At 59.8% G+C, this 12,896-nt stretch carries 14 protein-coding genes; 7 read left to right on the top strand and 7 right to left on the bottom strand.

Annotated features, from left to right (window positions below):
* Positions 1-12 precede the first annotated feature (12 nt).
* Both ACYZT5_RS14270 and ACYZT5_RS14265 read right to left on the bottom strand, forming a co-directional pair.
* Positions 13-414: a MerR family transcriptional regulator gene (locus ACYZT5_RS14270; RefSeq protein ID WP_046047542.1), complete on the bottom strand. Its 402-nt coding sequence runs from the start codon at positions 412-414 to the stop codon at positions 13-15.
* A gap of 207 nt (positions 415-621) precedes the next feature.
* The gene (locus ACYZT5_RS14265) at positions 622-1,551 is read right to left on the bottom strand and encodes a LysR family transcriptional regulator (protein ID WP_008148497.1); all 930 of its coding nucleotides are present in this window, start codon (positions 1,549-1,551) and stop codon (positions 622-624) included.
* Positions 1,552-1,715: 164 nt separating this feature from the next.
* On the opposite strand from ACYZT5_RS14265, the gene ACYZT5_RS14260 reads away from it, so the two are divergent.
* The gene (locus ACYZT5_RS14260; RefSeq protein ID WP_033057213.1) at positions 1,716-2,945 is read left to right on the top strand and encodes an acyl-CoA dehydrogenase; all 1,230 of its coding nucleotides are present in this window, start codon (positions 1,716-1,718) and stop codon (positions 2,943-2,945) included.
* Between the two features lie 57 nt (positions 2,946-3,002).
* On the opposite strand, the gene ACYZT5_RS14255 is transcribed toward ACYZT5_RS14260, so the two are convergent.
* Positions 3,003-3,809, bottom strand: coding sequence for a TatD family hydrolase (locus ACYZT5_RS14255; protein ID WP_462051658.1), 807 nt, complete (start codon positions 3,807-3,809; stop codon positions 3,003-3,005).
* A gap of 235 nt (positions 3,810-4,044) precedes the next feature.
* On the opposite strand from ACYZT5_RS14255, the gene ACYZT5_RS14250 reads away from it, so the two are divergent.
* The 3 genes from ACYZT5_RS14250 to ACYZT5_RS14240 all read left to right on the top strand — a co-directional run bounded on the left by ACYZT5_RS14250 (position 4,045) and on the right by ACYZT5_RS14240 (position 6,559).
* Positions 4,045-5,466, top strand: coding sequence for an MltF family protein (locus ACYZT5_RS14250; RefSeq protein ID WP_462051657.1), 1,422 nt, complete (start codon positions 4,045-4,047; stop codon positions 5,464-5,466).
* Between the two features lie 103 nt (positions 5,467-5,569).
* The gene (locus tag ACYZT5_RS14245) at positions 5,570-6,004 is read left to right on the top strand and encodes a DoxX family protein (protein ID WP_462051656.1); all 435 of its coding nucleotides are present in this window, start codon (positions 5,570-5,572) and stop codon (positions 6,002-6,004) included.
* A 246-nt stretch (positions 6,005-6,250) separates the two neighbouring features.
* Positions 6,251-6,559, top strand: a complete 309-nt coding sequence (locus ACYZT5_RS14240) for a class I SAM-dependent methyltransferase (protein ID WP_462051655.1) — start codon at positions 6,251-6,253, stop codon at positions 6,557-6,559.
* 18 nt (positions 6,560-6,577) lie between these two features.
* Here ACYZT5_RS14240 and greB read toward each other — a convergent pair whose 3' ends face one another.
* The 3 genes from greB to ACYZT5_RS14225 are packed head-to-tail and all read right to left on the bottom strand — an operon-like array spanning position 6,578 to position 10,297.
* The gene (gene greB / locus ACYZT5_RS14235) at positions 6,578-7,075 is read right to left on the bottom strand and encodes a transcription elongation factor GreB (RefSeq protein WP_462051654.1); all 498 of its coding nucleotides are present in this window, start codon (positions 7,073-7,075) and stop codon (positions 6,578-6,580) included.
* Between the two features lie 34 nt (positions 7,076-7,109).
* Positions 7,110-9,614, bottom strand: coding sequence for an ABC transporter permease (locus ACYZT5_RS14230; RefSeq protein ID WP_462051653.1), 2,505 nt, complete (start codon positions 9,612-9,614; stop codon positions 7,110-7,112).
* Positions 9,614-10,297, bottom strand: coding sequence for an ABC transporter ATP-binding protein (locus ACYZT5_RS14225; RefSeq protein WP_462051652.1), 684 nt, complete (start codon positions 10,295-10,297; stop codon positions 9,614-9,616). Before ACYZT5_RS14225 ends, ACYZT5_RS14230 begins: the two co-directional genes overlap by 1 nt.
* Before the next feature lie 10 nt (positions 10,298-10,307).
* On the opposite strand from ACYZT5_RS14225, the gene ACYZT5_RS14220 reads away from it, so the two are divergent.
* The 3 genes from ACYZT5_RS14220 to ACYZT5_RS14210 all read left to right on the top strand — a co-directional run bounded on the left by ACYZT5_RS14220 (position 10,308) and on the right by ACYZT5_RS14210 (position 12,338).
* A complete protein-coding gene (locus tag ACYZT5_RS14220; RefSeq protein ID WP_462051651.1) occupies positions 10,308-10,913 on the top strand; it encodes an arylesterase in 606 nt (201 codons plus the stop codon).
* Between the two features lie 57 nt (positions 10,914-10,970).
* Complete coding sequence (locus tag ACYZT5_RS14215; RefSeq protein ID WP_003226812.1) at positions 10,971-11,264, top strand: hypothetical protein; 294 nt, start codon at positions 10,971-10,973, stop codon at positions 11,262-11,264.
* A gap of 102 nt (positions 11,265-11,366) precedes the next feature.
* Entirely contained in the window at positions 11,367-12,338 is a 972-nt protein-coding gene (locus tag ACYZT5_RS14210) for a L,D-transpeptidase family protein (protein ID WP_462051650.1), read from the top strand.
* A 124-nt stretch (positions 12,339-12,462) separates the two neighbouring features.
* Here ACYZT5_RS14210 and oprI read toward each other — a convergent pair whose 3' ends face one another.
* Positions 12,463-12,714, bottom strand: coding sequence for an outer membrane lipoprotei OprI (gene oprI, locus ACYZT5_RS14205; RefSeq protein ID WP_002553018.1), 252 nt, complete (start codon positions 12,712-12,714; stop codon positions 12,463-12,465).
* Between the last annotated feature and the right edge of the window lie 182 nt (positions 12,715-12,896).

Genomic DNA, 12,896 nt, shown 5'->3' with positions numbered 1-12,896 from the left:
GTGGGTTAAGGACTACTGAACGGTCTGCTGGCTCTTGATGGTCTGTTCCAGCGCCTGGGTGCAACGCTCCTGCGCAGTGTCCAGTTCCAGCTTCATCTGTTCGATGTCGAGCATCTGTTGCTCAAGCTGTTCACGACGTTCGGCGATTTTGGTCAGCATGGTTTGCAGCTGTTTCTGATTGCCACCGGTGGGGTCGTAGAGTTCGATCAGCTCGCGGCATTCGGCCAGGGAGAAACCAATGCGCTTGCCCCGCAGGATCAGCTTCAGACTGACCTTGTCACGGGGCGAGTAGATGCGTTCCTGACCGCGTCGCTCGGGGCTGAGCAGGCCTTGCTCTTCATAAAAGCGGATGGCCCGAGTGGTGATGTCGAGCTCGCGGGCGAGGTCGGAGATGCTGTAGGTCTGGCTGCTCATGGAAGCGCTCGAAAAAGGTCATGGCGCTAAGCTAATGGCAGGTTGACGTTTACGTCAAGGGGCGTGGATATTCAGTGTTATTGCGGGCCCCCATCGAGAGCAGGCTCGCTCCCACAGGAAATCTCTGATTTACACAAATAGTGTGTTCACCGTAGATCTATTGTGGGAGCGAGCCTGCTCGCGATGGGGGCGCCTCGGTCCAAAGTCCTACACTTTGTCGAGTTTCTTCTCATGTGCCGTCACCTGCTGGCACAACTCGATCATCTGCTCGCGCATCCAGCGGTTGGCCGGGTCCTGATCAGTGCTTTCGTGCCAGTAAAGGTGGGTTTCCACGGGCGGCACATCGTTGACCGGCAGGTTCACCGAGTACAGGTCATGGCGACGGGCGAAGCGTTCCGGCACGGTCATGACCATGTCGGTCTGCTGCAGCACTTGGGACGCCATCAGGTAGTGCTGGGAACGCAGGGCGATCTTGCGCTGAATGCCCATTTTGCCCAAGGCCAGGTCGACATGGCCCAGACCACTACGACGGCTGGAAATGTGAATGTGGGTCAGCGACAGGTAATCATCGAGGGTGAACTTCTCTTTGCCCGCCAGCGGATGGCCTTTGCGCATGGCGCACACGTATCGGTCTTCCATCAACTTGACGTGGCGCACTTGCGGGTCAGTGTTGAGCGGCGCATCGACGGCGAAATCGAGACGCCCGGCCGCCAGTTCCTTGGTGGTTTCGCGGCGCTTGGACAGAAAGCTTTCGATGATCACCGTCGGCGCGAGGCGCCGCAGGCGCTGGAACAGAGGCGGCAGGATCACTGCTTCGGTGAGGTCGGTCATGCTGATGCGATAGGTCTTGACCGCCTGCAACGGGTTGAAAATACGGCTTTCCTGCACCGACACCCGCAGCAAGGAGAGGGCGTTACGCACCGGCCCGATAATGTTCTGGGCCATCGGCGTCGGGACCATGCCCTGAGCAGTGCGTACGAACAACGGGTCATTGAAGGTCTCGCGCAGACGGGCCAGAGCGTTCGAGACCGCCGGTTGAGTAATGCCGACAATTTGCCCGGCGCGTGTCAGGTTGGCTTCGGTGTAGATCGCGTCAAAGACGATGAAAAGGTTGAGGTCGACCTTGCTCAGATTCATTGCGCTGCACTCTTATTGTTGGCTCTCGATCAGCCGATCATATATCGGTGATGAATGTTAATACACGCCGAGAATAGGCTAGGTAAATTTTCGTAGCTGTTCTAGCATCGATTGCATGACCTGAACAACTCATCAAAACCCTCCGTTAAAAGGTAGAGCTGCCCATGGATTTCGCTTATTCGCCCAAGGTGCAAGAACTGCGTGAGCGCGTGACCGCGTTCATGGACACCTACGTTTATCCCGCCGAAGCGGTGTTCGAGCGCCAGGTCGCCGAGGGCGATCGCTGGCAGCCGACCGCAATCATGGAGGAGCTCAAACTCAAGGCCAAGGCTGAAGGCCTGTGGAATTTGTTTCTCCCTGAGTCCGAACTCGGCGCCGGCCTGACCAACCTCGAATACGCGCCATTGGCCGAAATCATGGGCCGCTCGCTGCTGGGCCCCGAGCCGTTCAACTGCTCCGCGCCAGACACGGGCAACATGGAAGTGCTGGTGCGCTACGCCAACGAAGAACAGAAGCAACGCTGGCTCGAACCGTTGTTGCGCGGTGAGATCCGCTCGGCGTTCGCCATGACTGAACCGGACGTGGCCTCGTCCGACGCCACCAACATGGCCGCCCGCGCCGTGCGTGATGGCGACGAATGGGTGATCAACGGCAAAAAATGGTGGACCTCGGGCGCCTGTGATCCACGCTGCAAGATTCTGATCTTCATGGGCCTGAGCGATCCTGACGCGCCGCGCCATGCGCAGCACTCGATGATTCTGGTACCGGTGGATGCTCCGGGCGTGAAGATCGTTCGTCCACTGCCGGTGTTCGGTTACGACGACGCACCTCACGGCCACGCCGAAGTGCTGTTCGAAAACGTCCGTGTGCCGTACGAAAACGTCCTGTTGGGCGAAGGCCGCGGCTTCGAAATCGCTCAGGGTCGCCTTGGCCCGGGCCGGATTCACCACTGCATGCGTTCAATCGGCATGGCCGAACGTGCATTGGAACTGATGTGCAAACGGGCGGTAACCCGTACTGCGTTCGGTAAACCTTTGGCACGTCTGGGCGGCAACATCGACAAAATCGCCGACTCGCGGATGGAAATCGACATGGCGCGCCTGCTGACGTTGAAAGCGGCGTACATGATGGACACCGTTGGCAACAAGATTGCGAAGAGCGAAATCGCTCAGATCAAGGTTGTCGCACCGAACGTGGCCTTGCGGGTGATCGACCGGGCGATCCAGATCCATGGCGGGGCAGGGGTGTCCAACGATTTCCCGCTCGCCTACATGTATGCGATGCAACGCACCCTGCGCCTGGCCGACGGCCCGGACGAAGTGCACCGCGCAGCGATCGGCAAGTTCGAGATCGGCAAGTACGTGCCTAAAGAGATGATGCGCAGCAGTCACTAAGACCGCGGCGCTTGTATCGCGGGCCTGGATCAGGCTCGCGATAGCGTTGAGGCTGCATCAATCAACAGAAGGCAACCCGTAGAATGCTCGCGCACACGCCGTGCTGTGAGCGGCCAGATCTTCCTCGCTCTCCCCACGATGCAACGCCACTTCACGCAACACTTCGGTCAGATACGCCGGTTCGTTGCGACCATTCTTCGGCTTGGGGCGCAAGCTGCGCGGCAACAGATACGGCGCATCGCTCTCCAGCATTAACCGTCCCCGTTTGATCTCTTTCACCAGCGGATGCAGGTGCGTGCCCCGGCGCTCGTCGCAGATCCAGCCGGTGATGCCGATGTGTAAATCCAGATCAAGGTAGCTAAACAGCGCCTTCCTTTCGCCGGTGAAACAATGCACCACGGCGGCCGGCAATTGATCACGGTAATCACGCAGGATTTCCAGCAAACGCTGACTGGCGTCGCGCTCGTGGAGGAACACCGGCAATTGCAGCTCGACCGCCATCGCCAGATGCTCTTCGAGAACTTTTTCCTGCTGCGGGCGCGGCGAGAAATCACGATTGAAATCCAGCCCGCATTCACCCACCGCCACGACGTTCGGCTCCTTGAGCAAACTGCGCAGACGCTGGGCGCTGTCGGCGTTCCAGTCGCTGGCACAGTGAGGGTGAATGCCGGCGGTGGCGAACAGCCGTTGAGCCGTTTCGTCCAGTTGCCGGCACAGTTCCAGCGCCTGCTCGCTGCCCTCGACACTGATGCCGGTGAGCACCAGTTGGCAGACCCCGGCAGCGTAGGCGCGGTCGAGTACAGCCTGGTGTTTGTCGGCGAAACTGGGGTTGGTCAGGTTGACGCCGATATCGATGAGTTGCATGGTGCTACCTCGGACCAAAGGCCGGAAAGCATATCAGAGCTGTAGATTTATAAGAAAAGCCAAGAACTACAATGAGTTGTAGCTGTCTCTTGATGCCGCGAGACAGGTCGGGATGGCTAGAGTGCCATCACTGTGCCAGTCTTTCGCACTTTGCCAGCGCTCAAGGCGCTCTGTTTCTGTCGTTCGATTTCATGAAAATTCTTGAGGTCGGCCCAGTATTCTTTCTGGAGAGTGGATGATACGTCCCTCGCTTTTGCTACTGCTGTGTTGTTCGTTGCTGCTGCCAATGCCGGCGGTTGCGCGTCTGGCCGGGCCGCTGCAAGCCGTGCCTTCGACCAAAGTGCGCGACTTGGCGGAAATCCGCAGCAGTCGTGTGCTGCGGGTGTTGGTCAACCAGAGCCGTAACAGCTCCGGCGAAGTTCAGGGCCAGGCCATCGGTGTTGAATACCACCGTTTGCGCGCCTTCGAGCAATACCTCAACGGTCACGCCCGTGACGGTCAGGAAATTACCCTCAAGATCATTCCTAAAGCCAAGGATCAACTGATTGGCGCTTTGCAGCGCGGCGAGGGTGATCTGGTTGCACCGGGGGAGCTGCTCGACCTGCAACCGGGGCACGCCGTCAGCACCAGTGAACCGATTGCCAGCAACATCCCGTTGGTCCTGGTAGGGATCAAAGGCGAGCGACGTTACACCCGTCTCGAACAACTCTCTGGCAAAACCCTGGCGTTGCCCACCGGCAGTGCCGCCGGGGACGCGGTCAGTCAGATCAATCAAAAGCTCGCGCTGCACAAGCTGCCACCGGTGAAAATCGAGTGGGTCGATCCCAGTCTGGCGGTCGAGGACGTGCTGGAGATGGTCCAGGGCGGCATCTTTCACCTGACTATCGTCGAGCAACCCATTGCCGAGCGATGGGGCAAGATCCTGCCCAAATTGCGTTTCGATCGGCAGGTGCTCATCAGTGAACCGGGCGAAGAGTTCTGGTTCGTGCGCCGCGACGCCTCAATGTTGCGGGCGAGCATTGATCGCTTCCTGCCCGGTTACAAAAAGCCATCGGATCAGGATGCCGCGTTTCTGCGGATCTATCGACGCCTGTATCAAGTCCACTATCCATTGGCCAAGGCTGATCGGCAGCGCCTCGAAAAACTTCGACCGGTGCTGCAGAAACACGCCGAAGCCCAAGGCATGGACTGGCTGAACCTGGCGGCACTGGCGTTCAAGGAATCGGCCCTGCAACCCGATGCCCGCAGTGGCAGCGGCCCTACCGGCCTGATGCAGATCACGCCGTCCGCAGCCCAGCGGGTGGGGGTCAACAACATTCAGAATCTCGACGCCAATGTGCAGGCCGGGGCCAAGTACCTGGCGATGATCCGCCGCAAGTTCTTTGCCAGCCCCAAACTCAACGAGCGCGAGCGCATGGCGTTCGTGCTGGCGGCCTACAACATGGGGCCGGAGCGGGTGCAGGGCATGCGCGCCGAGGCTCGTCGGCGCGGTTTAAATCCCAATCAGTGGTTCTTCCAGGTCGAACGCATCGCCATGGAGCAGGTGGGAATGGGGGCTGTCAGCTATGTTAATAGCGTGAACAAGTATTACCTGGCGTTCGATCGGGAGCGGGAGTCGTTGGAGCCCGAGGGACAGAAAGTTGCCTCACGTAAATAATCTAATAAACTGATTGTTATGGTGCATTTATTGCGCTTTTAACATGAGATTTACTGATTAATATAGCGGCCAACCAACACACACTGACAACGGATGACACAGCATGAGCACACTGATCAACAAGGTACTGTTTACCCGCGCTGGCTACGGCCTGACCGTTCTGCGGATCTTCGTCGGCATCATCTTCGCTGCCCACGGCTCGCAGAAACTGTTCGGGGCGTTCGGTGGTTACGGTCTGGCCGGCACCGCGCAGTACATGGAAAGCATCGGTTTGGCGCCGGGTTACCTGATGGCGACACTGGCGGGCGGTACCGAGTTCTTCGCCGGTCTGGCCTTGATTATCGGCTTGTTGACTCGTCCGGCAGCCCTCGGCCTGACCATCCTCTCGCTGGTGGCGATCTTCTCGGTGCACCTCCCTAACGGTCTGTTCATGGTCAACAACGGTTATGAATTCGCCCTGGCCCTGCTCGGCGGCACCATCGCGGTGCTGATCGAAGGCGCCGGCAAGCTCTCGGCTGACCGCGCCATCGCCGGCTAACCGCTCTGGCTCAACGAAAAGGCTCGCATTGCGGGCCTTTTTTGTTGCTGGGAATTCTTGACACTGTCCGGTCAGCTTCTCTAGGATGCTGCCCATGCGCCGATTTAAACAGCTACTTGCGGGGCGCCAGGTGACTCATTCAGTTGCCGATAGAAGCTTGTTACAGGCTTCGAAATACCGCTAAAGCGCTGGTTCGGTGTTGCCTCTCACCTGCCATGCAGACTTTTGAGGCAGAGACACGACACGATGAATGCATTAAGCCCTGTTGTACGCCCCGCGCCGATCACGGCACATCTCACCCAGCGCAATCCAAAAATCCTGCTTGGTGGCAAACATCAGCCGACACTCTTGCGTTATCTCGATGGCTGGCCACGTCGCACCGGTGGGCCTGCCGCCTTCCTGATCCAGTTTGTCGAAGACGGTGAATCGCTGGTTCGATTTGCCAGCGACAGTTTCGATCTGGCGGTGATTCAATCGCCCAGCCTCGAGGACGCCCCCGAAGTGATCAAACAACTGACTCGCGTTGCCCGGCAGGGGCTGATTACCCGCCGTTGAGGTTTAGAACGCTGCGGCTCAAAGATAGTCGATCGACACGATATACACGCACTGCTCGCCGGTCGGTGTCTGGACCCGGACTTCGGCGTCCAGCGCCTTGCCGATCAGGGCGCGAGCCAGCGGTGAGTCGATACTGATCAGGCCTAGTTTCAGGTCCAGTTCATCCGGCCCGACGATGCGATAGCGCGACTCTTTGCCGTCCTCGTCTTCGATCGTGACCCAGGCACCGAAGTAAACCTTGTTCGGATCGCTGGGCTTCTCACTGACGACCTTGAGCGCTTCCAGCCGTTTAGTGAGAAAGCGTACGCGGCTGTCGATCTCGCGCAGCATCTTTTTGCCGTAGGTGTATTCGGCGTTTTCCGAGCGATCGCCCTGTGCCGCGGCCTCGCTGACCGACTGCGTGACCTGCGGCCGCCGAACATGCCAGAGCTCATGAAACTCGGCCCGCATCCGCGCTTCACCTTCGGGGGTGATCAGCGCGGTGCCAGCGGTGCGGGGAGGGCGATAACGGCTCATGGCAACTTCTTGTGATGGAAAGGCCTTGAGTCTATCAACCCTCGCGCAACACTGTCAGTGGGCTGGCGTTCAGAGCGCGACGTGTGCCGAACACGCCGGCACCCCCGATCAGCACCGCGCCAATCAACGGCAACACCAACAGCCACGGATGTGGATGCCACGGCAGGTCAAAGGCGTAGCGGTAAAGCACCAGGCTCACCAGTTCCGAACCCAGCGCCGCCAACAACCCGCTAACCGCCCCAAGCAAACCGAACTCGATCCGCCGGGCCTTGACCAACAATTGCCGCTCGGCCCCCAGCGCTCGCAACAATGCGCCTTGCCGAATACGTTCATCGAGCGTCGCCTGCAAGCCTGAAAACAACACCGCCATCCCCGCCGCCAACACGAACAACAGCACGTATTCCACCGCCAGGGTGACTTGGGCGAGGATGCTGCGCAGCTGTTCGAGCAAGGCTTCGACTTGCAGAATGGTCACCGCCGGGAAGGCCCGCGACAGATCCACGATCTGCTGATCATGACCCGCCGCCAGATAAAAACTGGTCAGGTAGGTTGCCGGCAGATCCTTCAGCGTGCCGGGCTGGAAGATCATGAAGAAGTTGGGTTGGAAGTTGTCCCAGTTGATCTCTCGCAGGCTGGTGACTTTCGCTTCGCGGTTAACGCCGCCCACAGTAAAAACCATGTGATCGCCGAGCTTGAGCTTCAAGCTTTCGGCGACTTTGCCTTCCACCGATACGCCGGGAATATCGTCCGGTGCCTGTTCCGCCCACCAGTTGCCCGCGGTGAGTTTGTTGCCCGCCGGCAAATCCGCCGCCCAGGTCAGGCTCAGGTCGCGCTGGATCGCTCGATCACCAGCCGAATCCTTGCTGACGATTTCTTGCACCGGCTCGCCGTTGATGCTGATCAGCCGTCCAGGGACTACCGGGTACAGCGGCGCGGATTGCGCCGACAGTTCGAACAGGCGATCGGTGAACGCCTGTTTGTCCGCCGGCAAGATGTTCAACGCGAAATAGTTAGGCGCGTTTTTCGGCAACTGATTCTGCCAGGTGTCGAGCAACTCGCCGCGCAGCAATGCGATCAGCGCCATGGACAGCAGAATCAAACCGAACGCCAGGGATTGTCCCGCTGCCGCTAGTGGATGACGCAGCAATTGGCCCAGTCCGAGGCGCCATGGCAAAGAGGCGCGCGCCAGCATTCGGCGCAGACTCTTCAAAAGCAGCAACAGCAAACCGCCAAGTACCAACGCCGCGATCACACCGCCACCGAGCAGGGCGAAGGTCAACACCAGGTCCAGGCTCAGACGCCACATGATCAGCCCGAGGGCGCCCAATGCCGCGCCGTAAACGATCCAGGTGCTGGAAGGAATCGGCAGCATGTCCCGACGTAATACCCGCAATGGCGGAACGCGACCCAGTGCAGCCAGTGGCGGCAAGGCAAAACCGGCCAGCGCTACCAACCCGGTGCCGATCCCGGCGATGGCTGGAAAGAGACCGCCCGGTGGAACGTCGGTCGGCAATAAATCATGCAGCAGCGCGAACAGACCCAGCTGCGCGAACCAACCGATGAGGGCGCCGCTGATACTGGCGAGCAGTCCGAGCACCGTCAGCTGCAAACTGAACAGCACCATGGTTTCCCGCCGGGACAGCCCCAGACAACGCAGCAATGCACTGGCATCGAATCGGCGGGTGGCGAAGCGCGTCGCCGACAGCGCCACTGCCACACCGGATAGCAGAACCGCCACCAGACTGGCCATGTTCAAGTAACGCTCGGCCTTGCCCAAGGCGCCGCCAATCTGTCGGTTGCCATCGCGGGCATCCTGTAAACGTTGGTTGGCGGCGAGGCCGGGTTTGATCAATTGACGATAGGTTTCCAGCGACTCGGCTTTACCGCGCCAGAGTTCGCGGTAACTGACCCGGCTGCCGGGTTGCACCACACCCGTCGCCGCGAGGTCGCTGAGGTTGATCAGCACTCGCGGCGTGAGGCTGTAGAAGTTACCGGCGCGGTCGGGTTCGTAGGTCAGCACTCGCGCCAGCTTCAGGGTTCGCATGCCGACATCGATGCTGTCGCCGATCTTCAAATCCAGCGCGGTCAGCAGTCGCGCTTCGACCCAGGCTTCACCGGGTTTCGGTCCACCGCCGGGCGTTTCCGGGGCGAAGGGTGCTGGGGCACTTTTCAGTTCACCGCGCAGTGGGTAGACCTCATCGGCGGCTTTGATGCTGGACAGCTGAATGCCGTTGTCAGTGGCGATGACGCTGGAGAACTCCACCACTTGAGCGTGTTCGAGGCCCAGCTCCGTGCCGCTTTTGATCTGTTCGGGCCGTGCCGGCGAGCTGCCTTCCAGCAGCAGGTCGGCACCGAGAAACTCGGTGGCACGCAGCATCATGGCGCCGTTCAGGCGGGCACCGAAGTAGCCGATGGCAGTACTCGCGGCGACGGCGACCAGCAAGGCGAAAAACAACACGCGCAACTCGCCGGCGCGGGCGTCGCGCAGCAATTGGCGGCTGGCAAGACTGAACAGGCGCAACAGCGGCAGGCGTGCCATCAAGGCTCCAGAGGGGCGACCAGCAGGCCGGCTTCAAGGCGGATCAGACGCCGGCAGCGATGTGCCAGGCGTTCGTCGTGGGTCACCAGCACCAGGGTGGTGCCGCGTTCCTGGTTGAGTTCGAACAGCAGATCGCTGATGCGTTCGCCGGTGTGGCTGTCGAGGTTACCGGTGGGTTCGTCGGCAAACAGCACATCGGGTTCGGCGGCAAACGCACGGGCAATCGCCACGCGCTGCTGTTCGCCACCCGAAAGTTGGCGTGGCGAATAGGTCAGCCGCTGGCCCAGGCCGACCCGTTGCAGCAGCTCGGTGGCGCGTTCACGGGCGTCTTTGCGGCCGTCGAGTTCCAGCGGCAGCATGACGTTTTCCAGGGCGTTGAGACTGTCAAGCAGCTGAAAGGACTGGAACACAAAACCGACATGCTCGGCCCGGATGCGCGCGCGCTGGTCTTCGTCGAGATTGCTCAGGGCTTGCCCTGCGAGGATGACGTCGCCGCTGCTCGGCAGGTCGAGGCCGGCGAGCAAACCGAGGAGGGTGGATTTGCCGGAACCGGAGGCGCCGACAATGGCCAGGCTGTCGCCCTTGTTCAGTTCCAGGCTGAGTTCGTGCAGGATAGTCAGTTCACCTTCCGCGCTGGGAACCACTTTGCTGAGTTTCTTCGCGGTGAGAATGCTTGCGCCCATGGAGAATCCGATGCGTGTGTGGTTTTTGAGTGCTGGCCTGGCCTTGATGTGCATGGCCCAGAACGCAGCGGCGGGTACTGTCCTGATCGTTGGCGATAGTATCAGCGCGGGTTTCGGGCTGGATACCCGGTTGGGATGGGTCTCGCTGCTCGAGCAACGGCTCAAGCGCGAAGGTTTCAACGATAAGGTGGTCAACGCATCCATCAGCGGCGACACCAGTGCCGGAGGCCAGGCGCGCCTGCCCGCGCTGCTTGCAGAGCATAAGCCTGAGTTGGTAATCCTCGAGTTGGGCGGCAACGATGGCCTGCGCGGACTGCTGCCAACGCAATTGCAACAAAACCTTGCAGCAATGATCGACAGCTCCCGCGCCAGTGGCGCCAAGGTGCTGCTGCTCGGCATGCAATTGCCACCCAACTACGGCGTTCGTTATACCGAGGCCTTCGCGAAGGTCTACAGCACCTTGGCCGAGGAAAAAAAGATCCCGCTGGTGCCGTTTTTTCTCGACGGCGTGGGCGGTCATCCGGACTTGATGCAAGCCGACGGCTTGCACCCGACTGTCGGGGCTCAGGACAAGTTGCTGGAAAATGTCTGGCCGACACTGAAACCGCTGCTTTGACGCTTTTCTAGTGGCGGTGTTTCGGCTAAGGTGGCGCCCCCCGATTTGGAGCCCCCGATGCCACGTCCTGCCTGGTCCCTTTTTGCCTACCAACTGATCGAGCCTGACGAACAGCTGGATCTGTTCGCCTGCCAGGAAGTGCGGGTACATCTGGTGACCCGTCAGCTGGAGCTGGGCGGCTCGGCGGACCGGACCTTGTGCGGCAGCCTGCTGCCAGCACAACCGCGCTGGTCGAGCGTCGACCGCCGAGTGTTCCAGGACCAGCGCCTGTGCTCGCTGTGCCGGGCCATTCTGGAATCGCAAAAACGCGGCACATCGCCGATCTGGCCAGAGCTGCGTTTCGAGCTTTAGAACCCGATACATTGCTTGCTATCGGTCAACTCCCCGATTTTCCAGACGCCGGTGTACAATCCCGTTTTTATACCCTTGTCGATCATGCGAAGGATTTTACGGATGTTGCCGCGCTTTCCTGCCGTCACCCGCTACCTGTCTCTCGCCGCCCTCTGTGTGGCGGGTCCCGTAGCAGCATTGGAGCTGCCCCTGCCACCACCCGGTGAAGACATCGTCGGTCAGGTCCAGGTGATCAAGGCCAAGTACGAAGACACCTTCGCCGACCTTGGCACCACCTACGATCTGGGCTATTCGGAAATGGTCGCGGCCAACCCTGGCGTCGATCCATGGTTGCCGGGCGCTGGCACTGAAGTGGTGCTGCCGACGCGTTTCATCCTGCCGCCAGGCCCACGTGAAGGCATCGTCATCAACCTGGCCGAGTACCGCCTCTATTACTTCCCGAAAGGCCGGAACGTGGTGTACACCTTCCCGCTGGGTATCGGCCGTGAAGGCTGGGGCTCGCCGATTGCCCATACCAGCATCATCGCCAAGACGCCAAACCCGACCTGGACCCCTCCAGCGTCGATCAAGGCCGAGCACGCCGCTGACGGCGATCCGCTGCCGAACGTGGTGCCGGCCGGTCCAGACAACCCGTTGGGGCCGTTCAAATTCACGCTGGGCACTCCGGGCTACCTGATCCACGGTTCGAACAAGAAGTTCGGCATCGGCATGCGCACCAGCCACGGTTGCTTCCGCATGTTCAACAACAACGTGCTGGAAATGGCGGGCATGGTGCCGGTAGGCACGTCGGTTCGCATCCTCAGCGATCCGTACAAATTCGGCGTCAGTGGTGGCAAGGTTTATCTGGAAGCGCACACGCCGCTGGACGACAACGGCAACCCATCGGTGGTCGACAAGCACACCGCGGTGATCAACGCGATGCTCAAGCGTGAGGACATCACCAACAACCTGCGCATGAACTGGGATGTGGTGCGCGACGTGGTTGCCGCTGAAGATGGCCTGCCGGTGGAAATCGGAGTGCCGAATTCCTCGGCGCCGATGGTGACGAGTGCGCCGATCGATCCGTTGCAGTAATGCTTGAACAGAACCCGCCGACGCTGACTGCGCCGGCGGGTTTTTTATGGCCTGGACAAAACGCCGGGCAATAAAAAAGCCGACCCAAAAAATGGGTCGGCTTGATAACAATCCCGAAGGATTATTACTTGCGGCTAGCTTTGTCCAGCATGCGCAGAGCACGCTCGTTAGCTTCGTCAGCAGTCTGTTGTGCTTTTTGAGCAGCAGCCAGAGCTTCATCAGCTTTACGGTAAGCTTCGTCTGCACGAGCCTGGGAGCGAGCAGCTGCGTCTTCAGTAGCTGTCAGACGTGCTTCGGTTTCTTTCGATACGCTGCTGCAACCGGTAGCCAGAACTGCGGCCAGAGCCAGAGCAGAGAATTTCAGAACGTTGTTCATCGTGTTCCCCTTCAAGGACTTTCTATTAAGTAGCTGTCTCCTCAGAGTGAGGAAATAGCCGGCGTACATACTACCCATTACTTGTCGTAAGTAAACTGACGTAAAGCAAGAAGCAAAAAAAATTGTAGGCGTTGATTCTTTTTCGAGCAACTTTTAACTGCATTGTTTAAAAAATATCCAGC

Source organism: Pseudomonas sp. LB3P14 (assembly GCF_054898045.1).
Note: the sequence above shows the minus strand (reverse complement) of the source record. Positions and strands in the feature narration are given on the sequence as shown.